This is a genomic window from Bdellovibrio sp. HCB2-146 (genome assembly GCF_047345725.1).
Lineage (GTDB): Bacteria > Bdellovibrionota > Bdellovibrionia > Bdellovibrionales > Bdellovibrionaceae > Bdellovibrio.
In genome coordinates this window covers 945,722-968,733 of record NZ_JBLEQP010000002.1, presented here as the reverse complement: position 1 = coordinate 968,733, position 23,012 = coordinate 945,722, and the positions used below count along the sequence as shown (strand labels likewise).

Sequence of the window (23,012 nt, the reverse complement as noted above, 5' to 3'; positions counted from 1 at the left end):
CGTGACGACTTGGATGAAATGCAGGCACATCGAGATGGCGATGGGCATTAAGCAGTAAGAGCAAGCGGTCAGAATTTAAGTGGAATTGAACCGAAAGAATTACGTCTAACAAATGTGGTAATGAGGTCAAAAAAACTCGACCTCTCGCCGCTTTTTTGCGGCAATTTTTTACTTTTGATTTTTTATTACAAAATTAAAAAAAATCGGCATAAAGAGCGAGCGGTCATTCGAGACATGTCGGTCAAAATTTTTTGATCGACCTCGGTTTCAATATTTTCGCCTAGTTGAATCAGCGAATTATGTTTAGTAAAAAGGAATCGTCTCACCTTATACACATTCATTATTGGACTCAATGGTCTGCAGTTTGTAGTCTCGATCCGAGACGGGCTATTGCAAATAGAATTTACTTTTGACACACTAATGTGGAACGGCATGTTTCTATTTTTAAAAGACATATGGAGGTCTTCAAATGAATCACAAATCACGCACGTCTCAGAGTGGTTTCTCGCTCGTTGAATTGATGGTTGTTGTTGCGATCATCGGGGTATTGGCGTCTATCGCCGTACCATCTATTAACAAATATCTAGCAAAAGCTCGTCAATCTGAAGCGAAGACAAATCTATCTTCGATTTATACTTCAGAAAAAGCATTTTATGCGGAGTACACTGCTTATCACGGGATGTTTGGTGCTATCGGTTATTCGCCGGAAGGTAAACTTCGCTATAACGTAGGCTTCACTACTATTACATCAGAAGCAGGGGTTGCGAATGGTTACAATACAACTCCAGTAGCTCCTGGTAACGTTAGAACGACTGGTGCATATTGCGGTACTACTGGGGTTATTGCTCCAGCGGTAGGTTGTACAGTGCTGAACGGTGCGACAAATGCTGTTGTTCCTGCGGTGCCTGCAGCCGGAACTGTATCAATCACTGCCTTTACTGCTGCTGCGATTGCTCGTATCAGCAACTCATCTGGCGCGGACGATATCTGGACAATGGATAACAATAAAGAGCTAAGAAATACTCAGGATGGTATCAGATAGTTCGATCGTGAGAGATCAATTATATAGTTCTAGTTTTAAACAAATCCCAAGCATCTTGCTTGGGATTTGTGCTTTGATGTTGCTGACTTTTACGCAGCTTGCAAAGCCAGACCCGAGCACAGTGGTGCGAGATCTCATCGCCCCGCCACCTCAATTGAGTCGTTTCGCTTTCGGGTATCAAGAAGTTATTGCTGACTCTTTGTGGATTCGAGCAGTTCAAGATTTCGATTACTGCGATCAAGCAATTGGAAAAAATATCTGCATTAATAATTCCTGGCTCTTTAAAATGCTTGATACAATCACCGACTTATCTCCGAATTTCCGCATTCCTTACGCTGCAGGCGGGTTGGCATTGACGGTTATTATCACTGATATTGACGGTGCGACGAAGATTTTTGATAAGGGAGTTCGTGCATTTCCGAATGATTGGACAATTTCCTATAGGGCCGCCTATCACTATTTATATGAGCTTAACGATAAAAAACGAGCCGCGGAGCTTCTTATTCAGACGGGGCAGAATGGTGGGCCGCCATTTGTTTATGCCCTGGCCGGGCGCCTATATTCCGATTCTGGAAATGTCGAGTTAGCTGAAGCTCTCCTGAGAGAAATGACTGAATCTAAGCAAGACCCACTTATAATCGAGAGATTGCGTAAAAAAATCGAATCAATGAGAAAGTAATCGTCTAGAAGCATTGACGCCAGCCAAAGAGTCACCATATTGTGGGACAAATACTCAAAACTGGTTTTATATGGCGCAAAGAGATTACTACGAAATTTTAGGTGTTGCTCGTGACGCGGAACAGGATGCTATTAAAAAGGCCTACCGCAAGCTCGCAATGCAATACCATCCTGATAAAAATCCCGGAAATAAAGAAGCTGAGGAAAAATTCAAAGAAGCCGCTGGCGCTTATGAAATTTTGAGTGATCCACAAAAACGAGCGCAGTACGACCGCTTCGGTCACGATGCCTTCCGCGGTGGCGGGGGAGGCGGTGGTTATCAAGACGTCGAAGATATTTTCGCAAACTTTGGCGATATCTTCGGTGATTTCTTTGGTGGCGGAATGGGCGGTGGCGCACGTCAACGTCGCAGCCGCAATGAATCTCGTCGTGGCTCGGATCTACGCTACATCACCGAAGTGACACTCAAAGAAGTCATCTCTGGGGTTGAACGCGATATCGAATTTGATACTGAAAAATCCTGTGACGATTGCAAAGGCACGGGTGCAGAAAAAGGTTCTCAACCAGTGACTTGTACGATGTGTAATGGCTCAGGCCAAGTCGTGCGCTCGCAAGGTTTTTTTGCGATGGCTTCAACGTGCCCACAATGTCAGGGACAAGGCACGATGATTAAAAACCCATGCAAATCCTGCAAAGGAAAAGGTCGCGTGGGCGAACACCGTAAAATCCGTTTGAACATTCCTCCGGGAGTCGATACGGGAACACGTCTGCGCGTAGCAGGTGAGGGTGAAGGTGGATACAACAACGGTCCAACAGGCGACCTCTATGTTGAAATTCGCGTCAAGCAGCACCCTCATTTTGAACGTCGGGGAGAAGACCTCTTTGCCGAACTTTCAGTACCCTATGTGCAAATGCTTTTAGGTGCGGAAATTGAAGTTCCAACTGTCACTGGGAAAGCAGAACTCGAAGTCACTCGTGGAACTCACTCAGGTGACAACGTAAAACTTCCAGGTGAAGGTTTGCCGTCACTTCGTGGTAATCGTCGCGGTGATATTTACTTCCGCGTGAATGTGCAGTTCCCAGAAAAGATTAGCAAAGAAGAAGAAAAACTTCTTAAAGAAATCGCCAAGCTTCGCAATCTTAAAGTGAGCGACGAAGGCGGTGGCTTTTTCGGACGGAAAAAATAGATCATGATATTATTCGCACTGATCTCGGGACTTATTAATTTATCTTCCCAGGTCGTGTATCAAAAAGTCGTGTCGATGGTCGTTGGCGACCTCTACACGACTTTTATTTCGGTGATGCTGACGTTTATCTTAGGCTCAGCACTCGGCAGTTATTTCGGAAATCACTTTCGTCGTTATCTGTATCTCATAGAATTAGGCGCAGGCCTTTTCTCACTCGGAGTCTATGCACTTTTGCACGGACCATTTTACGAACAGGCTATTCCGCTACCGCTTGTGATCGCGGCTCTGTTCCTCCCAGCATTAGCGCTGGGTACGCATATTCCACTTTATAGTTACTATCTGCGAAAAGCGAAATTTGGCTTTGTATATTGCCTCTATCACTTCGGTGCACTTTTTGGCCTCTTGGGTTTTGAGTGGTACTTCGTCAATGCAGGTTCTGTCCAGAGTTCAGTTTTATTTATCGCCATCACTCAAATTATTTTAGGAAGTGTTATTGCCATTCTGACGAAGAAAGAAATTTTCAAAGTCGAGCGAGGCCCCTCACATCCACCAGCGCTTTCAAAGTTCGTACAAGATCGCTTTGTCACAATCGCAAGTATCTTGACAGCATCGCTGCTCAGTTTTTACTTAGTCTTGTGGGCACTAAAAACTCAGGTCCTCGTAAATGAAGCTTATCGCTTGCACGCAACCTCCGTGTCTCTGGCCGTGTTTCTCTGGATGGCGGCAGCGGGGATTGTCGGCTCAAAACTTAAATCACTTCCGACATGGATTTGCTTTGCTGGAATGAGTGCTGCCGCACTTTTTATCCAAGGGACTTTTCCGAAATTTATTATCGGAATCACGACACTTAATAATGGCCAAATAACCAGCTATTTCTTCGTCTCACTGCTTCTTTCGCTCTACCTGACGATTCCAGTTTTTTTCTCAAGCTTATTATTTGTCACCCGTACTCAAGATATCCAAAAACATTATGAAGTCGACGTCGCAAGTGGGACTTTAAATCTCTTTGCGAGCTTTGGAAATATCGCCGGTTTTGCAGTCGCAGGCCTCATGGCATCCTACTTCTGGACGCGAGAATATTTTATCGTCCTTATCGGTCTTGCCCTCATCTGTGCACTTGTTTGGGCTTGGCTTGAAAAACAATCGAAGTTCGCAACAATTACTTCGGTCGCGATTCTGGTGCTCGCAATCCCGGCATTTCAAACAAACCAAAAAGAAGGTCTTTTCCTCAATCGCATTCAGCCTGAATTCCGTAGCTGTGAAAAGATCACGGATGTGCAGGTTTTCTCGAGTCCTCTTTCATCTGTTGCGCTTTATAGTCGAAGCGTTCGAGAAGAGCTTGCAGATTGCAAAACAATGGGACTTCCCGTGCGACGAATTTATCTGATTGATGGACATCTCTCTCACGATATTTGGATGGGAGATGAATTTCTAGTCGGACTTTCCACTGCAAAATATTTCGATCGTCCTCTAGAAAAATCACTCGTTATCGGAGTGGGGAGTGGACAAGCGGCATGGGGAGTGGCGGCGATTTCTAAAGAAACTGACATGGTTGAAATCGCGCCGGTGGCGATTGATAACTTGGCAATTCTAAAAGATCTCAATGGTGATCTGCAAAACAAACCAGGTGTAAACTTCATTCTTCAGGATGGTTTTGGTTTTGCGCGTGCCTGCCCTAAAAACAGTTACGATCTAATTTTTAACACGGCCACATACCCTTCAAGCTTTAATGCCAGCAAGCTCTACAGCGATGAGTTCGTAGGTTTCGCCAAATCTTGCCTCACTGCAGACGGAGTTTATCAAACTTACTTTGATCAAAACACCGTCAAAGACATGGCGACACTTCAAGAGTTTTTAGCGCCTATTCAAAAACATTTCCGCTACGTTGATATTATGCTGGAGCCCTATCCGCAGGTGTATGCTTATGATAATCCGCGCGCTATCACGCCATTAGCAAAAGAAGATTTCGTCAATCCAGCTGACTATGATTATTTCTATAAGTTGCATGCAAAAGATTTTGATCTGAAATGCCGTCCATTCTTAAGAAATCTCCCGCGCCCACAAAAAGTCCCGCGCCTCAATACTCTTGATCGTGCGATTCTTGAGCAAAACGGCATCCGCCGCGCAGTTGAGCTTCGCTACGGCCATGAAGTTTACCCGCAGATGGTTAATGAGTTCTATCGTTCGCCAGAAGGCGCGGCCGTCGAGCCCGAGTGTCTTTGATTTTCGTGGAATAAAACAACATCGCCGTTGTAATAGCGTGGCCACTGTTCAAATGCGACAGTTCGACCACCAGCAAGAGTGCGATCGATTTGTTCAACCAATCCCGTCAGCATACGCGAATCATATCCAGAAGGTGTCGACGCTGTATAAAGCACATCGCGCTCAAAAGCTTTTCCAGATGGCATTGGAAAGCCTTTTAGTGGGAAGTAGTGCAGGGAGTAGCAGGTCATCAAGACCACTAACTGATGAGACGGAACTTGCTCCGCTGGTAAAGTACTATAGAGACTTACCACTTTGTCTTGAATACGATTTTCCGATAAGTTTTTACCAACGCCGGAGTGTCCACTAAAATAAACAATATCACTTGCAGCAATGCCATCATTTAAAGCCGCATAAAACTTTTCATAAGAAGGCATTTCCGACATCGCTGAGCCAATCGTCACAAAGACCTCATAGTCTTTCTGGCTTGCACGCAGACGACCTAAAATTTTCCACTGCACCAGCATGTTTTCAAGTGCGACTTGTTTAAGCTCGAAACGATCCGACATGCTTTTTAGAGCCCACGCAAACACCAAGCCCGAGCGCAAGGCAATGTCATAAGGCTTAAATGCATCTAAGGCGTCTCGACCTTTTTCGAATTCAGTGACCTGCAAAAATTGATCAATCTGCGGAGCTAGCGCCGATGAAATAGGCTCGGGCACAAAAGCCGAGTCATCATCGATCATTGTAAAGTTCACCGTCAAACGCAGCGGGCGAGATCCCACTTTGCGTAAAAACGAAAGATCAAAAGGCTCTTTTGTTTCTAATGAAACAGGCTTTTTGTTTTCAACTGGGAACTCCAAAAACGATCCCGCAGTTAAATTTTCGCGGCATTGTTTGTGATCTAAAGCCCAATAGTACCAATAAAAATAAGGATCATGATCGTAAATAAAGTCACTTGTCGCGCAAGGAGTGATCTGTTGATTTTCCTTAATCGCCTCATTAAATTGAGTGACGCGTTTTTCTTCAGGTACAAACCACAATCCTAAAAATGGATCGGCTGGCAAGTGGACAACGTCGGAAAAGCGACGCTCTTTATCTTCGCACAAAATCAAGTTGATCTGTGCTTCGTAGGTCACCTTTATGGCCTCATCAGAAGAAGTTGTGGTGCCAGCGGCAATGGCTTTTAAAATATAGTCCGCTTCAAAGTCCTTGGTCTTTTCCAGCTTTTGAATGAAATAACGACTGATACCATTGGCATTAATTTGAAGCGTCAGCGGGTACTTCACATCACTTTGTTGAATGCCCGAAACCGTATAAGCATCAAACGGAATAGTCGAAAATTTTGGCATCTCGGACGTCGTATAAGACGGCAAGGTCGTTTGAATAAAGCGCAGGTGTGTGTCGACATAGGCGCGCAATTCCTCATTCGAGAGGCTCTGTTTTGGAAGAAATTTTTTATTAAGATAAAACGTCGGCCGCAGAGTAAAAGAATAACTCGTTGGAGTTCCCTGGCAGGCGGCTTGTGAGTGCTTTGAAAAAGGCGGGTGGAGGTATAAATAGGCTAGAAGCCCTCCACCCATCACTATGGCAATGGCTATTATGAAAAATCGCAGCCATGTCCTAAGAAACATTTAAAGGAATTACTTTCCGCGAGCGTGAGCAACATCAAGACCCGCACCCCAGTGCAAGCCAGCTACTGAGCTGTCACCTTGAATGTACTTAACAGTTACACAGAATGCCGCCACAAATAGTGCGCAAAGAATAGTTTTCTTAAGCATTGAACCCTCCAATAGCTACAGCTTTTATTTTAACATCCATCGGTCAGCCAGGACAACTTCTTAAGGAAGCGTCTCAAAACAAGACGTCACGCGCTGGGACGTAATTTCCCTAAGGTCCAGCGTGTGCTCTTATAAATCTGACGACTCAAATAAAAATGTAAGAAAGATCGCGGGACAGCAATGAATGAAATAAGTGTCGGAATTGTCCACTGCACGTAAAGACTTTCCCTCGTGATTTCATTCCAAGCCAAGTTGTCCCACCAAGTGAAAACCACCGCATCCGAGTCGTAAGGCGTTTCGACATAGTAAACTAATAACAACGCAACCAAAACGAATCCGGTGACTTTGAGGGCTGGCATCAGGAATGGGGACTTTTTCGTGTCACCACGCTGAATAGTTCCCGTAATACCAATTTCAACCATCCAGTGTGGAATCGAGTACGCCAAAAAGTGGAACGGATAGTAAGCCCAAATTCCCGCAAGTGGTTGCAGGCCGATACTCCAAGCGTAGGCAATTTTTTGATAAGAGCGATTTTTCTTTCGCAGTTCCCACACCGTGTATGCGACAGTCATGACCAGGGAAATGATCAAAACCGTGTAGCTCATAAATTCAGCCGGAATCCATTTCGGAATCCAACGCACAAACGGGCCCCAACGGGCTTCCACACAGAGCCAAACGATAGGCTGGATCACACAACCCATGGTTAAGCAAAAGTACTTATCGATGTTGCGATCTTCCGCCTGATTTTGATCTTGAGCTGTGCGATACAGACTCAAAACTCCAAAGTTCTGTGCAGCAAAATGCCATGTGTTCCAGAGTAAATAACCGTAACCCACGAGCAACCAAAACTCCGGGCGCCCGAACATCGCACCAAAAACACTCAGACCCATGGAAATGCCGACGACCAGCAAGGACATCCAAATGACTCGGCCGCGATTTGGTTTTAATTTTTCTATAAAAGCACCCGTCGCAAAAACAGCCAGCAACGGAAGGAAAGAGTGAAGACCCCCAATCACGGGGCCTGCAAATAAAAGATAGTTCAAGAAGGGCTTAGACCAAGGGCTGTAATAAAAAATCGCACCAAGTGGCAAGAGCCAAAGACCACTCATCATCCATAAACTGTCCCATGCCGGAGATCTGAGCCAATGCGATTTGTTCATAGGCTTTATGATAACAAGCAAAGTAAAAAAGGCTCAATCCAGAAAACATGAAATCCCTCTCAGAAAATGAAAAGTCGACCTTCGGCAGAGTGAGTTTCTCATTGTGATGCGCTTTTACACTCGGTCCTTTCATTTGTACTCATCCCATTTTCTCCTCTGTAAACTCGCCATTGAACAGGAGGACTTATGAAAAGAACAGCATCTGCAATTTGGAAGGGTTCACTCAAAACAGGTAAAGGCGAACTCACAACAGCGAGTGGCGTTTTAAAAGCGACCCCTTATTCTTTTTCCACACGTTTTGAAGGCACTCCGGGAACAAATCCAGAAGAGCTCATCGCCGCCGCTCACTCGGGATGTTTTGCTATGGCTTTATCGGGGGCTCTTGGAAAATGGAAGTATGAGCCCAAAAAACTCGAGGTCACTGCTGAAGTCAGTTTAGATCAAGATGGTGAGGGGTGGTCGGTGACTCACTCGCGACTGACGTTGAAAGCGGATATTCCGGGAATTAATAAAGAGACATTTTTAGAAATTGCAGAAGACGCAAAAAACAACTGTCCTGTTTCAAAACTTTTGACGGCTGAAATTTCGTTGGATGCAGAGTTAGTCAGTGCGCCTGACTTGGATGCGACCATCTAACGCGCCTGATTATTGGGCAAAAAATAAGGCCTCGGGAATGAAGGGTTTCGCCGAGGCCTAGAGGGGCTGACTCTTTTGTTTTCAAGAGTGAGGTCCCATCATGGTCTATGTTGCGTGATAACACGAGTTAAGACTTTGTAAGATATTGATTTTATTAATTAAAATTCTGTCATCTAAAAAGTCAAAAAAAATGCGAAGCGCTCCTTGACGAAGCCCTATAACGACCCACATTTTAGCTGTGATTAATTGATTTAAATTCACGGAAGTTAAGGAGAATCTTGGTATGGGTAAAATTATTGGTATCGACTTAGGAACGACGAACTCGTGCGTTGCTATCATGGAAGGCGGCGAGCCTAAAGTTCTCGTGAACGAAGAAGGTGCTCGTACAACTCCATCCGTTGTTGCTTACACGAAAGATGGCGATCGCCTTGTTGGTCAAATCGCAAAACGTCAGGCTGTTACAAATCCTGAAAACACAATCTACTCTGCAAAACGTTTCGTTGGTCGTCGTTTTGAAGAAGTTCAAGAAGAGATCAAACTTGTTCCGTACAACGTAGTTGCTAAAGGCAACGACTGTGCGTTCAAAGTTCAAGGTGGCAAATTGGTTTCTCCAGAAGAAATCGGTGCTGCGGTTCTTGCGAAACTTAAAAAAGTCGCTGAAGACTATTTGGGCGAGCCTGTAACAGAAGCTGTTGTGACAGTTCCTGCTTACTTCAACGATGCTCAAAGACAAGCAACAAAAGATGCGGGTCGTATCGCAGGTCTTGATGTAAAACGTATCATCAATGAGCCAACTGCTGCGGCACTTGCTTACGGTCTTGATAAAAAGAAAGACGAAAAAATCGCAATCTACGACTTCGGTGGTGGTACATTCGATATCTCCATCCTTGAAGTTGGTGATGGTGTTGTTGAAGTTCGCGCGACGAACGGTGATACGCACTTAGGTGGTGACAACTTTGACGTTGTGATCCTTGAGTGGTTGATTACTGAGTTCAAAAAAGATCAAGGTATTGATCTTAAAAATGACAAAATGGCTTTGCAACGTCTGAAAGAAGCTGCAGAGAAAGCAAAAATCGAATTGTCGACAGCTCAAGAAACGGAAATCAATCTTCCGTTCATCACAGCTGACCAATCTGGTCCGAAACATTTGACGATCAAATTGTCTCGTTCGAAATTCGAGCAAATGACAGAAGAACTTGTTAAACGTTCTATGGAACCTTGCCGTAAAGCTTTGGCTGACGCGGGTTTGAAAGCTTCTGAAATTGATGAAGTTGTCCTTGTGGGTGGTTCAACTCGTATTCCTGCGATCCAAAAAGCAGTGAAGGACTTCTTCGGTAAAGAACCAAACCGCACAGTAAACCCAGACGAAGTTGTTGCTATCGGTGCAGCAGTTCAAGGTGGTGTTCTTGCGGGTGAAGTAAAAGACGTATTGTTGCTAGACGTAACTCCACTTAGCCTTGGTATCGAGACTTTGGGTGGCGTGATGACGACTCTTATCGAGAGAAACACAGCGATTCCTTCTAAGAAATCACAAGTGTTCTCGACAGCAGCTGATAACCAACCAGCGGTTGATATCCACGTTCTTCAAGGTGAACGTAAAATGGCTGGCGACAATAAAACTCTAGGACGCTTTGAACTTGTTGGTATTCCACCAGCTCCACGTGGCGTTCCACAAGTTGAAGTGACTTTCGATATCGACGCCAACGGTATCTTGCATGTATCTGCGAAAGATATGTCTTCTGGTAAAACTCAACAGATCAAAATCACGGCACAAAGTGGTTTGTCTGAAGAAGAAATCAAAAAGGCAGTTCGCGATGCTGAAGGCCATGCTGACGAAGATAAAAAGAAAGCAGAAGCTGCGACTCACAGAAACAACCTCGATAACTTGATCTACCAAACTGAAAAGTTGATCAAGGACTCTGGTTCTAAATTGCCAGAGAACGAAGTGAAATCTGCGAACGAAGCAATTGCTGAAGCTAGAAAAGTTCTTGAGAACAAATCTGCTTCTGGCGATGAATTGAAAGCAGCTTTCGAGCGCTTGCAAAACTTGACTCACAAAATGTCGTCTGAACTTTACAAAAAAGAAGGCGGCGGTGAGGCTCAACCAGGTGCTCAAGAAGCGCAAGGTGACAACGGAGCAGCTGGCGGCAACAAAGGCGGCGACGACGTGATCGATGCTGACTACAAAGATGTGAACTAAGCCGTAGTTCCAATTCAAGAATCTAAAAATAAAAGGGATCTCACTACGAGATCCCTTTTATTTTTTTGTCCCACAGTGGCCTATGTGTTCTCAATAGGGAACGATATTCATAGTGAAATTGCGAGCACCCCTTGTATATTGTGTGCTTTGCCAAAGATAATATTTCTATGGATAGCAATTCGAGCCGACGCACGTTTCTCAAAAAGGGCTTGGCGACTTCAATGCTTTTGTTGATTCCAATAAAAGCATTGGGCTTTGTCGGAAATGCTATTCGCCGTGCGCGCAGGGCGGGGTTACCAGTTGGGATTTGGACTTGGGGTACGAATGCCTGGGGACAGCTTGGTAACAATAATGTCACAACTTACTCTTCACCCATTCAAGTCATAGCGACAGAGGACTGGGCGCAAATCTCTGCGGGACCTTTTTCGACGGTCTTTGTTATCAAAAACAACGGAACACTTTGGGGTTGGGGGAGAAACAACTCTGGACTTCTTTGTAACGGGCAGGCGAATAATCCAAACTTACCCAAACAACTTGGCAGTGATACGACGTGGAACAAAGTTTTCATTGGCACGAACAATTATTTCACGATCAAGTCAGATAATACTCTCTGGGCATGGGGAGTGAATTCGTTCGGGACTCTCGGCACGAGTAACGGCAATGTCTATCGGTCACCTACGAAGATAGGTTCGATATCAATTTGGGCAGACGTTTCTTATTACAATGCTCAAACTGTCGGACTCCGTACTGATGGAAGTCTCTGGGCCTGGGGGCAAGGCTACAATGGCGGGCGTGGTGATGGCACGATAAGCAATGTGTCAGCTCCAGTGCGCATTGGAACTTTGAACACATGGCAATCAATGTCGGCGGGATCCTATTATGCGATGGCCATAAAAACGGATGGCACATTGTGGGCATGGGGTGACAACACCGAGGGAAAGTTGGGACTTGGACACGAAGTTCACTGCTCTACTCCCGTGCAAGTCGGTGCAGACACAACATGGAGTAAAGTTTTTGCGGGATATCAGTCGACTTTTGCAATTAAGGCGGATGGGAGCTTATGGGCATGGGGTTACAACGGTTCATGTCAGTTAGGATTGGGTGATTTCACGAATAGATCTTCACCGGTTCAAGTAGGCTTAGGTTCTTGGCTGACTATTCAGACAGTATACAATGTGGCTCATGGGATTAGATCGGACGGCACTTTATGGACATGGGGAGATGGACTGATTTCAACTCCTGTTCAGATTGGTTCTGACTCTAATTGGGTTGATGTGCAGGGATCGTTCGGTTCAAATATAGCTCTAAAATCAAATGGCACCATCTGGGGCTGGGGGCTTAATGAATACGGGCAACTGGGATTAGGTATTACGCAAAAAATTATTTCAACCCCGGTTCAGATCGGAACTGCTACGAACTGGGTGGCCATCTCTTCTCGTTCGAATGCAGTTACTGGTGCCAAAAAAAGTGATGGAACATTTTGGTTATGGGGTTACATGAACACCACCAATGCGATTCTTGGGCATCCCGCAGACGTAAGTTCACCTATTCAGATTGGATCAGCATCTGATTGGGCGAAAGTTTACTCCGGGTCTGATCGTGTTGCTGCAATTAAGACGAATGGAACACTTTGGGCATGGGGAGCTTATAGGTATGATTCGCAATATTTGAGTTACTCCTCTCCTGTTCAACTGGATTCAGGAACAACCTGGACTCATGTTTCCTTAAACCTTGATGTTGTTCTTGCTCGGAAATCCGATGGCACAATTTGGGTTCAAGGTTGTGATTCGAGTTCCGGTGCTTTGGGATTAGGTACAAATTATTTTGCTTCTACGCTGACTCAAGTGGGATCAGACACGGACTGGGCGAGTGTTTATGAATCTGTCGCTATTAAGACGAATGGCACAGCTTGGGGGTGGGGAAACAACAACAATGGGCTCTTGGGGCTAGGTCATTCATCGACTCCTGTTTTGACTCCAGTACAAATTGGAACAAGTTCAAATTGGGTGAAGCTTTCAAGATCTGGTATGATAACAATGGGTTTGAAGTCGGATGGCACTCTTTGGGGGGCCGGTTACAACGCACAAGGTGCGCTCGGAACAGGGGATCGGACGACTTATTCGACATTGACTCAAGCTTTAGGCAGCAATTGGTCTAATATTGCGGCAGGGTTGCGCCATTGCATTGCGATTAAGTCAGATAAAACTCTTTGGGCTTGGGGTGCAAATACGTTGCGACAACTTGGTACTAACAATTCCACGAATTATTCATCCCCTGTTCAAATCGGCAGCCATACCAATTGGGCTTTGGTTTCTGCAAGCGAAGACTTCAGTGTGGGAGTGAAGAAAAACAGCTAATTTGTCTTCTCCTTAAATTAGTTTTCGTTCTTTCGTCTTTTCATGAAGTAATATCCCGTCCACCAAAAGGAAATGAGGAGAAACCCAAGTACCGCAAATGCCAAGGCCGCGGTCCATATGGTTTCATTGATTTGCTTTTTTAATTCTCGCAGGACCGTTTTCCCTTGTTCGTCAGTAAGCCCGCTTACATCGGCCAAGAGTTTTCGCATCTCAACGATTGTGGTATTGGTGTTCTTGATATTTTCCGCAAGAGTCGAGTTTGGATTGTAGGGAAAATTGGTGCGAAACTCACGCATCAAGGGACCTGCTTGTTTCATCATTTCGTTCATCTGTGACATGACCTGAACTAAATCCCCTGTCAGGGATTTGGTGTCGTCAAAAAACTGTTCTGGTACATTCAATTGGCTGAGGGTATCAGATGTGATTTCTTGCGCGCCAATGCGTGCATGCAATCGAAGAAGAGCAGGCATTCGTTGTCCTAAAAAAATCGCGCGATTTGCCAGCATGAGAACATCGTCAGCCTTCGTGACCGCTTTTTGCATACCCGAGATAAGACCACTGACTTCCTGGGAGTCCTTGCTTTCAAGTTGGCCTCTGTGTTTTGCAAAGGCGGTGAGGCGAACACCTTCAACAAGAACCTGGTTCGGATTTTTTTTCTTCCACTCAGCTAAGACGTTTTCAAATGCTTCCATTTGCTTATTGGTCATGCGAGGTGCGGCGATCTCAAAGATCTCTTTTTCGGACTGAACAAAGACATCGAGTAAGTCATTTCCAGTTTTTCCATAGACTCGAGGAATCCAGTATTTTTCGAGAGCTTCGCGATTCAGTCGCATAAAGGTCATCATGTCGAGGAGGTTGAGTTCAGGACGCGGTCCAGTTGCAATATCGAGGGCCGAGGTCCCATAGCGCAGGCCTTGGCGCTCAGTAATTGCTTGGAATTTTTTGTCGGAATTATGAATAACGGCCAAGCTCTGACTAAGTCGATCCATAAACTGCGTGGTAAAACGTTGAATTTCATCTTGAAGCTCAACTTCAGAAACCCGGGCTTCGTCAACTTTAGAGGCTTTGGATGAGGCGCATCCCGAGACTGCGATCAGTATATGGAGTAGTAAAATGATCCATTGTTTACGCGTACCCAAGAGCTACCGCCTCTCCGGCTATACATAAAATTATTGGAGGAGTCAGAGATTTGCACCTTGGATTTTAACAGTCCTTTTTTCTTGGTTTCTTAACCGTCTGTGACTTAGCATGGGGAGGTGAAGTCATTAGTTTTATCGAAAATCTATTTTTGGACGGTAGTCGCGATTTTCGTGGGGGGGCTTCTTTGGTCGGGGTATAAGCTTGAGATTCTCTTTCCGTTTTACCCTTGGACGATGTACGCCTCGGCAATCTCGGGGGATGACTTTAGGACTTTCAAAACCTATTGCGTGGGAAAAGATGGAAAAGAGTTTGCTGTTACTGAACTAGATCTCTGGTATCAAGAAAGCAATTACTACGGTGGCATTGATAGTTTGATGTCAGCTTCGTTGCCACTAACTGAAGAAAAAATAGAATTGTGTCGCAACGGCATGAAATCTTTCGCGCGAGACTTGCAAGGATACTGCGCTGAAATTTCTGTTTATCGTCTGTACTGGAAGAAGTTCGTCGGTCCTCGAGTGAATAATCCAGACGAGAAATCTTTGCTGTGCGAGCTTGAGGTGCCAAATGCAAGCTCGCTTTAATATAGCAGTCGCAAGATTTTTTATTTGTATTTACTTGCTGATTTTTCACTCGGACTTTCCCGATATTTCCTACAACGTAGCCAACTTTGTCCCACAAGGGTTGTTTCATCTTTTGCCAGGGCCGATCGGGGAGTTCTGGTTTTTACCTTTGCGCATTCTGTGGATGGTGAGTTTGTTTCTCGCCGCCTTCGGACGCCTGATGCCCGTCAGTATGGGGGCCGCACTCTTAAGTGGCACCTATGTGATGGCCTATTGTAATAACTTTGGACTGCCGATCGTAGGAACGGCTTTAGCTTATTTATGTTTGTGGATTCTATTTCTTTCCGAATTCGGTCGCGATCAGAAAAAGAATTTCCTCAAGCTCGCGCAAGTCATTATCGTGATGTTCTATTGTGTCTCGGGTTTGCAAAAGCTTCGTTTTGGCGGACTTGAATGGGTGACGTCAGAGAATTTAGCGATTCAAATGTTTTACAATCGTATGACACCGACAGCGCAGTGGTTGTTATCTCTTGATCCAATCTGGATTCGAATGCTCGCGGGTAGTATTGTCACAATTGAGATCTTGTCGCCATTGGCTTTGATCAATAAACGAATCGCATTGGTATTTGTATTCTTGTGGGCCTCAATGCACATCGGAATTCAGGTGGTCTTTGATTACCACCGTACATTCTTGTCGTGCATCCCATGTCTGGCATTCTTTATCGACTGGGATCGAGTCGTTCCTCAAAGACTCAAAGGAATCTTCAAGTAACTAGTCCCGTTGGCTTCCGCCTTCGGCAGGCGACCTGCATTGATGTTAACCTGCAATGAAGGCAACAAAAGTTTCGGAGCTGCCAAGGTCGCATCGCGCTTCATGCGGAATTCAACGAAGTCCTTTAATGAGGTTCCATTCTTCAAATGAATATTCTTGTCTTTTTGTTCAGCCACAGTCGTCTCAAACATCAAAGCACGGCCTTGTGGTTGATAGTCGTGACCAACAAAAATACGCGTTGAATCTGGCAGAGAGAAAATTTTCTCCATCACCGAGTGATACAAAGAATCCGCACTTCCCCCTGGGAAATCACAACGGCCACTTCCAGAATCAGGCATGAACAACGAATCACCGCTAAATAATGCATCACCAATTAACAGCGACATACAAGCAGGCGTGTGGCCCGGAGTCGCAAAAGGTTTAATACGAAGACTGCCAGCAGAAAACTCCTGACCGTCTTTCATCAACACATCAAAGGATTTTCCAGCAAGATCTTGTTCCGGAAAGTTATAAAGCGGTTGGAAAACCTTTTGTACTTCGGTGATGCGCTCACTGATCGCAACTTTGATTTGCGGATAGTGCTTCTTAAACAATTGAGAGCTTGAAATATGATCGGCGTGCGCATGTGTTTCTAAAATGAAATGTGGCTTGAGTTCATTTTGTTTTAGAAAAGAAACAACGGCGTCCATAGACTGAGTGCTCATTTTCCCCGAAGCTGAATCAAAATCCCACACTGGATCAATTACCACAGCATCTTGCGTATCAGAGTCAAAAGCCACGTAGGTCAAAGTAGATGTAGCGGCATCGAAAAAATGCTGGATTTTAAGATTCATAGAGCCCTCTTTATTGGGGGAAATGAAACCATGCTGCGCACGTAAAGTGAAGCGGAAAACGTTGACCAACAGTCTCAGAGGAATAGGATATAGAGTGCTCTTTGAGAGTTAGAATGAGGTCATTATGCAGTACGACAAATATCCCGTTTCACCTGAGTTTGCAAAAAACGCCTTCATCGATGAAGCAAAATACAAATCCATGTACCAAAAATCTGTGCAAGATCCGGAAGGTTTTTGGGCAGAGCAGGCTGAGCGTCTGACATGGTTTAAAAAATGGACAAAAGTAAAAGACACAAGTTTCAAAAAACCTGTGAGCATCAAATGGTTTCAAGGCGCAAAGCTCAACGTTTCATACAACTGTATCGACCGTCATCTTGCAACCAAAGGCGATAAGGTCGCTCTGATCTGGGAAGCGGACAATCCAGCAACGCCATCGCAAAAAATCACTTACAAACAACTCCACACGCACGTCTGTCGTTTTGCGAATATTCTGAAAAAAATGGGAGTCAAAAAAGGCGACGTCGTAACAATCTACATGCCGATGATTCCAGAAGCTGTCTACGCCATGCTTGCATGTACACGTATCGGCGCTGTTCATTCGGTGATCTTTGGCGGTTTTGCACCAGAATCTATTTCTGATCGTATGATTGACGGTCAGTCTGAATTCGTGATCACAGCAGACGCAGGATTCCGTGGTTCTAAAACAATCCCACTTAAAGAAAATATCGATAAGGCTCTGGTTAAAGTTCTCAATATTAAAAAAACTCTCGTCGTGAAATACGCAGGCACAATGGTCGATATGAAACCAGGCCGCGACCTTTGGTATCACGATGAAGTTGTAGAAGCTTCTGATCAATGCGAACCAGAACACATGGATGCGGAAGATCCACTTTTCATTCTTTACACTTCCGGTTCAACAGGAAAACCAAAAGGCGTTCTTCATACCACAGGTGGATATTTGCTTTATGCAAGTATGACTCATCAGTATGTCTTTGATTATCACGATCAAGATATTTACTGGTGCACGGCTGACGTCGGTTGGGTGACAGGTCACAGTTATATCGTCTATGGACCTCTTGCGAATGCCGCGACCACACTCGTGTTCGAAGGAATTCCAACTTACCCAACACCATCAAGATTCTGGGAAGTGATCGACAAACACAAAGTCACTTTGTTCTACACCTCACCAACAGCGATTCGTTCATTGATGAGAGAAGGCGAAGCACATGTTAAAAAAGCATCGCGCAAAAGCTTGAGATTACTTGGCAGCGTCGGTGAGCCCATCAATCCAGAAGCATGGATTTGGTATCACGACGTTGTCGGCGACGGTCGTTGCCCGATCGTCGATACTTGGTGGCAAACAGAAACGGGCGGCGTTTTGATTTCTCCACTTCCAGGAGCGATCGCACAAAAACCAGGTTCAGCGACTTTGCCATTCTTTGGGGTAAAGCCAACACTTCTCACCAACGAAGGACATATTATCGAAGGAGCAGGCGAAGGAGTTCTGGCGATTTCAGATTCATGGCCAGGGCAAATGCGCACGGTGTATCGCAATCACCAGCGCTTTGAAGAAACCTATTTCTCTACATACCCAGGGTATTATTTCACCGGTGATGGATGTCGCCGCGATGAAGATGGTTACTATTGGATCACAGGCCGCGTGGATGACGTGATCAATGTTTCAGGTCACAGACTTGGAACCGCAGAAATTGAATCAGCGCTTGTTGCAAACGACAAAGTCGCCGAAGCCGCAGTCGTGGGTTACCCTCACGATATCAAAGGGCAGGGGATCTATGCCTACGTCACAGTGAAGGCTGGAATCGAGGTTTCTGAAGACCTCCGTAAGGAATTAATACAAACGGTTCGTAAGGAAATCGGCCCAATTGCGACGCCTGATTTGATTCAATGGGCGCCCGCTTTGCCGAAGACTCGCTCAGGTAAGATCATGCGACGTATCTTACGGAAAATAGCCGAGAATTTGCCGGATCAGTTGGGCGACATAACGACTCTTTCAGAGCCGGGAGTGGTCCAAGAACTGGTGGACAAGAGATTGAATCGGTGATAATTTCCGCCGCATGACTACACGCATGATAACTTTAATCGGCCTTATTTTGGTGGCGGCTTTCAGTCGCTTGATCCCACACCCATGGAACTTCACTGCAGTGGGAGCGATCGCTCTTTTCGGTGGTAGCTTCGTTCCATCAAAAAAATTGTCATTGGTTTTACCTTTGGCAGCTTTGTTCGTGAGCGACCTTGTATTAGGTCTTCACAACACAATCGGGTATGTGTACTTCGCGTTCACATTGAATGTGATCATCGGTTGGGGCTTGCGTGAAAACCGCACGGCTGTGAAAGTCACAAGCTATGCGTTGTTCTCTTCGTCTTTGTTCTTCTTGATCTCGAATTTTGGTGTTTGGATGTCAGGTCAAATGTATCCAATGACTCTTCAAGGTTTGGTGAGCTGCTATGTAGCGGCGATTCCATTCTTTGATAATCAAATCTACGGCGATCTTTTCTTCTCCGCAGTTCTTTTTGGCGGATATGAGTACATGAGAAAGGTCCTTCCACAATGGACCTTCAACACTCAAGCTTAACAGTCAAAGTGGACTTGCAGAACTCATCACGGCTCGGTCTTCACCGGGCCGTTTTACATGGTAAAGTGAACTTCCCTTTGTGTCTGGCGCCGATGGTGGGCCTGACTCACGTTGCTTTACGTGAAGTGACTCGCGCTTACTTGCCAGCAAATGCCTATACCTTGTGGCCGACAGAGATGTTGAACTCTCGTCGCATTCCGAATGAAAATCTAGAAACGACTCCTGAAACGATGCGTGCTCAACACGAGCCGGGTCTTGTCCCGCAAATTCTTGGCAATGAAGAAGACGCCATCGCTCAAAGTGTAAAACGTTTGGAAGAGTGGGGCGCTGAAGGTATCGACATCAATATGGGTTGTCCCGTACAAAAGGCTCTTAAACACAACTACGGCGTCGCCTTGATGGGTGATCCGGCATATGCCGCTGAAGTCGTGCGTATGACGACAGCGAATACGTCTTTACCTGTCAGTGTGAAATTGCGAGCTGTTGGCAGTACAAAAGAATTTGATGAGCTATTAAATTTTGTTGAAGGTTTGACCAATTCTGGAGCCAGCTGGATTTGCTTACATCCAAGAACCGCTGCGCAAAAAAGACGGGGTTGGGCTGATTGGGAACAGATCACGCAGTTGCATAAAGCTGTGAAAATTCCTGTGATCGGAAATGGTGACGTGCAAACTGTTGAAGATGCGATCACGATGCTTCAAGACACGGGTTGTGATATGGCGATGGCCGGTCGTGGATTGGCCGCTCGTCCGTGGATGATGTGGCAACTAGGTGAAGAGCTTGGATTTGCACCACCTCCAGGTCGTGAAGGGGAGAAAGCTCCGCGTACACCTTTAGAAGAGGGCGCAGAGTATGGTCGCTGTCTTTTGCAATTAATTGATTATGCTCACAACTATTTCGGTCACGATTTAGCGATGAGAAAAGTTAGATTCCATGTGCGCACAACAGGCGTGTGGCTTCCATTCGGAAATGCCCTGGTCAGTGTCTGTGCGAAAGCTAAAAATATCGAAGAGATGAAAATCGGAGTGGCGAAGTTTTTTGAAGCACCGATCGAGATGAGTCTGCGTACGGAGCTGAGGCAGTAACAGCTGTTCTCGGCATGATTTGAGAGCTTGTCCGTCCGTGAGAGGCCTTTCTGATGCGGATGTTTCGGGCTCCTGCCCTCCACCCCTTCGGGGCGGACGCGCAAAAATAGCATCCTGCTATTTTTGTCGTGCGCATCAGATCTTGGTTTCACGTTTTTTATGGACGTGGGTGCGTTGGTGGACGAGGGATATTTCTAAACGGATCGTCTTCGCCGAAGGCACTCAATTGAACTTGATACTTTTTATCTGAAGTCGTTACTTTCAACATTCCTGAAACATATCCTGGGATTGTGCTCCAGTAAGTGATTTTGATTCTGCAAGATTCGCCGACTGCCAATGCTTTCGGGCAATTGTCTTTTGCGCTAAAGCCAGGACCGCTGATGGACCATTTGATGTTTGTCAGTTCGCCAGGGCCTTGATTCGTCAAAGTCATACGACCTGAAGTTGCACCACGATAAGGAGCGCGTCCCAAATCAAGGTAAACGATGTGCCACTGATCGCCGCCATCAATAGGCTGAACAGGCTCGCCTGCGTGTGCAAGAGGAGCGACAAGAGTCAAAAGCGTGGCGAATAAGAATGCCTTCATAGAAATCTCCATCTATTTTTCGTTCAAAAGCGGCATCAATTTGCCTTCATCGTCTAAGGCCTTCAAGTCCGTGTAACCACCGACCAGCTTGCCGTTGATCAAAATGATAGGAACGGTTCTCCAACCTGTTTCTGCTTTGATACGATCAATTTCCTCAGGTTTATCCGTGAGGTCGACCATGTCAAAGGGGATTTCGCGGTTATTCAAGAATTGAATCGCCCTGTCACAGTAAGGGCAGGGGTCTTTTTTGTAGATTAATACTTTTGCCATATAGTGCACCTTCCTTTTTCTTTTTGACATAGGAGAGAGGGCGAGACAAGGTCTTCTCTAGAATGAAGTGCATACTATGTGAATCTCCAAATGCAGCGGCCTTTAAAGTGGTGAAAAACCCTCAGCGTAGCTATTTTCATTGCGCAGAGTGTGATTTGATCTTCATGGACCCAGCGCAGCGTCTTACGCCACCCGAAGAAAAATCTCGCTATGATCTTCATGAAAATCAGGATCAGTCAGGATATCGCGCCTTTTTAGAACCACTTGTGAAACACATCGAAGAACACAAACTCGTGCAAACTCATGAAGGTCCTCGCGCTTTGGATTTTGGTTGCGGACCGACGGCATTCTTCGGTCACTTGCTCACGCTTCGCGGGTTTGATGTGATGAACTATGATTTGTTTTATCAACCAAACCAAGATTGTTTCACTCGCAATTATCATTTGATCAGTTCCACCGAAGTGTGGGAGCACCTGCACGAACCACGCAAAGATATTCATCGTTTGATTTCACATTTGAAACCGGGTGGGATTTTAGCAGTGATGACTTCAAGCCATAAAGGTGAGGCGGCTTTCCATGACTGGCATTACCGTCGCGACCTGACCCATGTGACGTTCTTCTCGGAACAAACGATGAAGTGGGTTGCCAAGACCTTCAACCTAGAGCTCGTCACTCAACGCAGCCCTTATTGGGTTTTTAAGCGGTCATCTCTTTAGAATCACGATGAAGGTCGGGTCAATCTGGCATTATCTCATTCCGATAAGAATGGCATGACATGCGTGCGTTGGATTGCTCTATTTTTATTGCTGAACTTCGTGAGCTCATTCGGTTATTCCAAGGTGACCGAGGACGAGTGTTCGACTAAGGACTACTCCTCGCGATTTGTGCCTCCCAAAGATCAAGGCAATGTGGGATTTTGTTATTCATTCGCGGCTTCGGATCTTGTTGCGGAAGCAGCGGGCGTTAAACCTCCTGACACAGTGTCGGCTTTTCAGACGGCCGCACAATATGTTTCGATGTCACCCGAAGAAGTTCAAAGAGCCAATGAGGCCATCGTTTTTGAAAATCCAGTTGCGATTCCTATGGGTGGAATGGTTGCGGGACCAAGCATGAGTGGTTCGACAATCAATCCAAACTTTCGAAATCACAATCCCACCGGGCAGCCTTTGTTGAAGCGCGAAGGTGGACAAACTGATCTCATTGCCGCTCATTTGATTTCCCAAAGCCGTGCATGTCTTGAAAAAGATGTTCCTTCCGAATTGATGGAAAAAGGATACAAAGATCCGGCCCAACAAAAATTCTTCGCGCTGCAAATGGGAAAACTTGCAGGCGGCGAGCAGGTTCAAAAATTTGTAAAGACTGATATTTACAAAAAAATGCAAACAAGCTGTGTCTCTGATCCCTTTCTCGAGAACTTAGATCAAACGCGTCCGCTGAAAGAAGCCATCCAAGATTGGGCGGCAGAAAAACTCCGTCAACAAACTGACAAAATGTGCGTAAACCCGGTTTGGACAAAAGGGCTGAAGGTTCACACACGTGCGTTTGACGGTGGTTCTGGGGCCGTCAAATACATGATGTCCGTTCTGGAAAAGGATCGTCCCTTTGCTCTTCACTATAATGTTTCGAATTTAGTTCAGTGGCCCAAGAATGCTCAGAGTTGGCATGCCAGTATTGTGACAGGGCGCCGCTGGAATAAAAGCAAACAAGTCTGTGAGGTTGTTATTAAAAACTCTTGGGGTGAAAACTGCGAAAATGCCTTAGATCCCAAAAGCTGCGATAAAGGAACCTGGTATCTTGATATCGAAACCTTCGCTAAAGAAAAAAGTGAAGTGATTTGGATAGATAAATCCAATCGCTAGCCTCCAAAACTGTCGAGAAAGTTGACAGCTCAATTTTGTAAGATTGTATCAGGCATAAAAGACCGCTCGG

21 protein-coding genes are annotated in these 23,012 nt (G+C 45.5%); 14 read left to right on the top strand and 7 right to left on the bottom strand.

Features of this window, described 5'->3' with window-relative positions:
• Positions 1-469: 469 nt before the first annotated feature.
• From ACLWOR_RS15580 to ACLWOR_RS15565, 4 genes are all read left to right on the top strand, one after another.
• The gene (locus ACLWOR_RS15580; protein WP_413941702.1) at positions 470-1,042 is read left to right on the top strand and encodes a type IV pilin protein; all 573 of its coding nucleotides are present in this window, start codon (positions 470-472) and stop codon (positions 1,040-1,042) included.
• Positions 1,043-1,049: 7 nt separating this feature from the next.
• Positions 1,050-1,721, top strand: coding sequence for a tetratricopeptide repeat protein (locus ACLWOR_RS15575; protein WP_413941701.1), 672 nt, complete (start codon positions 1,050-1,052; stop codon positions 1,719-1,721).
• 70 nt (positions 1,722-1,791) lie between these two features.
• The gene (gene dnaJ / locus ACLWOR_RS15570; protein ID WP_413941700.1) at positions 1,792-2,907 is read left to right on the top strand and encodes a molecular chaperone DnaJ; all 1,116 of its coding nucleotides are present in this window, start codon (positions 1,792-1,794) and stop codon (positions 2,905-2,907) included.
• Positions 2,908-2,910: 3 nt separating this feature from the next.
• Positions 2,911-5,130, top strand: a complete 2,220-nt coding sequence (locus tag ACLWOR_RS15565; RefSeq protein ID WP_413941699.1) for a hypothetical protein — start codon at positions 2,911-2,913, stop codon at positions 5,128-5,130.
• Here ACLWOR_RS15565 and ACLWOR_RS15560 read toward each other — a convergent pair.
• The 3 genes from ACLWOR_RS15560 to ACLWOR_RS15550 form a co-directional block, all read right to left on the bottom strand.
• Positions 5,085-6,461: a hypothetical protein gene (locus ACLWOR_RS15560; protein ID WP_413941698.1), complete on the bottom strand. Its 1,377-nt coding sequence runs from the start codon at positions 6,459-6,461 to the stop codon at positions 5,085-5,087. The genes ACLWOR_RS15565 and ACLWOR_RS15560 overlap by 46 nt on opposite strands.
• Before the next feature lie 291 nt (positions 6,462-6,752).
• Positions 6,753-6,890 carry a hypothetical protein gene (locus tag ACLWOR_RS15555; RefSeq protein WP_413941697.1) on the bottom strand — a complete coding sequence of 46 codons (138 nt, stop codon included), beginning with the start codon at positions 6,888-6,890 and terminating at the stop codon, positions 6,753-6,755.
• A gap of 86 nt (positions 6,891-6,976) precedes the next feature.
• Positions 6,977-8,050, bottom strand: a complete 1,074-nt coding sequence (locus tag ACLWOR_RS15550; RefSeq protein WP_413941696.1) for a hypothetical protein — start codon at positions 8,048-8,050, stop codon at positions 6,977-6,979.
• Positions 8,051-8,236: 186 nt separating this feature from the next.
• On the opposite strand from ACLWOR_RS15550, the gene ACLWOR_RS15545 reads away from it, so the two are divergent.
• From ACLWOR_RS15545 to ACLWOR_RS15535, 3 genes are all read left to right on the top strand, one after another.
• A complete protein-coding gene (locus tag ACLWOR_RS15545; RefSeq protein WP_413941695.1) occupies positions 8,237-8,686 on the top strand; it encodes an OsmC family protein in 450 nt (149 codons plus the stop codon).
• 283 nt (positions 8,687-8,969) lie between these two features.
• Entirely contained in the window at positions 8,970-10,886 is a 1,917-nt protein-coding gene (gene dnaK / locus ACLWOR_RS15540; protein ID WP_413941694.1) for a molecular chaperone DnaK, read from the top strand.
• Positions 10,887-11,053: 167 nt separating this feature from the next.
• A complete protein-coding gene (locus ACLWOR_RS15535) occupies positions 11,054-13,243 on the top strand; it encodes a chromosome condensation regulator RCC1 (RefSeq protein WP_413941693.1) in 2,190 nt (729 codons plus the stop codon).
• Positions 13,244-13,260: 17 nt separating this feature from the next.
• Here the strand turns inward: ACLWOR_RS15535 and ACLWOR_RS15530 are convergent, their stop codons facing one another.
• Positions 13,261-14,382 (bottom strand): hypothetical protein, encoded by a 1,122-nt coding sequence (locus ACLWOR_RS15530; protein WP_413941692.1) that lies wholly within the window; start codon positions 14,380-14,382, stop codon positions 13,261-13,263.
• Positions 14,383-14,499: 117 nt separating this feature from the next.
• Between ACLWOR_RS15530 and ACLWOR_RS15525 the strand changes: the two genes are divergently transcribed.
• Together ACLWOR_RS15525 and ACLWOR_RS15520 are read left to right on the top strand one after the other, a co-directional pair.
• Positions 14,500-14,964, top strand: coding sequence for a hypothetical protein (locus ACLWOR_RS15525; protein ID WP_413941691.1), 465 nt, complete (start codon positions 14,500-14,502; stop codon positions 14,962-14,964).
• Complete coding sequence (locus ACLWOR_RS15520; RefSeq protein WP_413941690.1) at positions 14,948-15,715, top strand: hypothetical protein; 768 nt, start codon at positions 14,948-14,950, stop codon at positions 15,713-15,715. The genes ACLWOR_RS15525 and ACLWOR_RS15520 overlap by 17 nt, the downstream gene beginning before the upstream one ends.
• On the opposite strand, the gene ACLWOR_RS15515 is transcribed toward ACLWOR_RS15520, so the two are convergent.
• Positions 15,688-16,548, bottom strand: coding sequence for an MBL fold metallo-hydrolase (locus ACLWOR_RS15515; protein ID WP_413941689.1), 861 nt, complete (start codon positions 16,546-16,548; stop codon positions 15,688-15,690). The two genes, ACLWOR_RS15520 and ACLWOR_RS15515, sit on opposite strands and share 28 nt — an antisense overlap.
• 124 nt (positions 16,549-16,672) lie before the next feature.
• Between ACLWOR_RS15515 and acs the strand changes: the two genes are divergently transcribed.
• From acs to ACLWOR_RS15500, 3 genes are read left to right on the top strand one after another with little or no spacing between them, the layout of a single operon-like run.
• Positions 16,673-18,610 carry an acetate--CoA ligase gene (gene acs, locus ACLWOR_RS15510; RefSeq protein WP_413941688.1) on the top strand — a complete coding sequence of 646 codons (1,938 nt, stop codon included), beginning with the start codon at positions 16,673-16,675 and terminating at the stop codon, positions 18,608-18,610.
• A gap of 13 nt (positions 18,611-18,623) precedes the next feature.
• A complete protein-coding gene (locus tag ACLWOR_RS15505) occupies positions 18,624-19,142 on the top strand; it encodes a DUF6580 family putative transport protein (RefSeq protein ID WP_413941687.1) in 519 nt (172 codons plus the stop codon).
• Positions 19,118-20,227: a tRNA-dihydrouridine synthase family protein gene (locus ACLWOR_RS15500; RefSeq protein WP_413941686.1), complete on the top strand. Its 1,110-nt coding sequence runs from the start codon at positions 19,118-19,120 to the stop codon at positions 20,225-20,227. Before ACLWOR_RS15505 ends, ACLWOR_RS15500 begins: the two co-directional genes overlap by 25 nt.
• 157 nt (positions 20,228-20,384) lie before the next feature.
• Here ACLWOR_RS15500 and ACLWOR_RS15495 read toward each other — a convergent pair whose 3' ends face one another.
• Positions 20,385-20,813: a hypothetical protein gene (locus ACLWOR_RS15495; RefSeq protein WP_413941685.1), complete on the bottom strand. Its 429-nt coding sequence runs from the start codon at positions 20,811-20,813 to the stop codon at positions 20,385-20,387.
• A gap of 12 nt (positions 20,814-20,825) precedes the next feature.
• A complete protein-coding gene (locus ACLWOR_RS15490) occupies positions 20,826-21,083 on the bottom strand; it encodes a glutaredoxin domain-containing protein (protein ID WP_413941684.1) in 258 nt (85 codons plus the stop codon).
• A 62-nt stretch (positions 21,084-21,145) separates the two neighbouring features.
• Between ACLWOR_RS15490 and ACLWOR_RS15485 the strand changes: the two genes are divergently transcribed.
• Together ACLWOR_RS15485 and ACLWOR_RS15480 are read left to right on the top strand one after the other, a co-directional pair.
• On the top strand, positions 21,146-21,799 hold the full coding sequence (locus ACLWOR_RS15485; protein ID WP_413941683.1) for a class I SAM-dependent methyltransferase: 654 nt from the start codon (positions 21,146-21,148) through the stop codon (positions 21,797-21,799).
• 54 nt (positions 21,800-21,853) lie between these two features.
• Positions 21,854-22,942 carry a hypothetical protein gene (locus ACLWOR_RS15480; protein ID WP_413941682.1) on the top strand — a complete coding sequence of 363 codons (1,089 nt, stop codon included), beginning with the start codon at positions 21,854-21,856 and terminating at the stop codon, positions 22,940-22,942.
• Positions 22,943-23,012: the final 70 nt, after the last annotated feature.

Excerpts from the sequence above, each read along its gene's own strand:
- ACLWOR_RS15580 (WP_413941702.1), top strand. The coding sequence starts at position 470 with ATGAATCACAAATCACGCACGTCTCAGAGTGGTTTCTCGCTCGTTGAA.
- dnaJ (WP_413941700.1), top strand. The coding sequence starts at position 1,792 with ATGGCGCAAAGAGATTACTACGAAATTTTAGGTGTTGCTCGTGACGCG.
- ACLWOR_RS15565 (WP_413941699.1), top strand. The coding sequence starts at position 2,911 with ATGATATTATTCGCACTGATCTCGGGACTTATTAATTTATCTTCCCAG.
- ACLWOR_RS15560 (WP_413941698.1), bottom strand. The coding sequence starts at position 6,461 with ATGCCAAAATTTTCGACTATTCCGTTTGATGCTTATACGGTTTCGGGC.
- ACLWOR_RS15555 (WP_413941697.1), bottom strand. The coding sequence starts at position 6,890 with ATGCTTAAGAAAACTATTCTTTGCGCACTATTTGTGGCGGCATTCTGT.
- ACLWOR_RS15550 (WP_413941696.1), bottom strand. The coding sequence starts at position 8,050 with ATGAACAAATCGCATTGGCTCAGATCTCCGGCATGGGACAGTTTATGG.
- ACLWOR_RS15545 (WP_413941695.1), top strand. The coding sequence starts at position 8,237 with ATGAAAAGAACAGCATCTGCAATTTGGAAGGGTTCACTCAAAACAGGT.
- dnaK (WP_413941694.1), top strand. The coding sequence starts at position 8,970 with ATGGGTAAAATTATTGGTATCGACTTAGGAACGACGAACTCGTGCGTT.
- ACLWOR_RS15535 (WP_413941693.1), top strand. The coding sequence starts at position 11,054 with ATGGATAGCAATTCGAGCCGACGCACGTTTCTCAAAAAGGGCTTGGCG.
- ACLWOR_RS15520 (WP_413941690.1), top strand. The coding sequence starts at position 14,948 with ATGCAAGCTCGCTTTAATATAGCAGTCGCAAGATTTTTTATTTGTATT.
- ACLWOR_RS15515 (WP_413941689.1), bottom strand. The coding sequence starts at position 16,548 with ATGAATCTTAAAATCCAGCATTTTTTCGATGCCGCTACATCTACTTTG.
- acs (WP_413941688.1), top strand. The coding sequence starts at position 16,673 with ATGCAGTACGACAAATATCCCGTTTCACCTGAGTTTGCAAAAAACGCC.
- ACLWOR_RS15505 (WP_413941687.1), top strand. The coding sequence starts at position 18,624 with ATGACTACACGCATGATAACTTTAATCGGCCTTATTTTGGTGGCGGCT.
- ACLWOR_RS15500 (WP_413941686.1), top strand. The coding sequence starts at position 19,118 with ATGGACCTTCAACACTCAAGCTTAACAGTCAAAGTGGACTTGCAGAAC.
- ACLWOR_RS15495 (WP_413941685.1), bottom strand. The coding sequence starts at position 20,813 with ATGAAGGCATTCTTATTCGCCACGCTTTTGACTCTTGTCGCTCCTCTT.
- ACLWOR_RS15490 (WP_413941684.1), bottom strand. The coding sequence starts at position 21,083 with ATGGCAAAAGTATTAATCTACAAAAAAGACCCCTGCCCTTACTGTGAC.
- ACLWOR_RS15485 (WP_413941683.1), top strand. The coding sequence starts at position 21,146 with ATGAAGTGCATACTATGTGAATCTCCAAATGCAGCGGCCTTTAAAGTG.
- ACLWOR_RS15480 (WP_413941682.1), top strand. The coding sequence starts at position 21,854 with ATGACATGCGTGCGTTGGATTGCTCTATTTTTATTGCTGAACTTCGTG.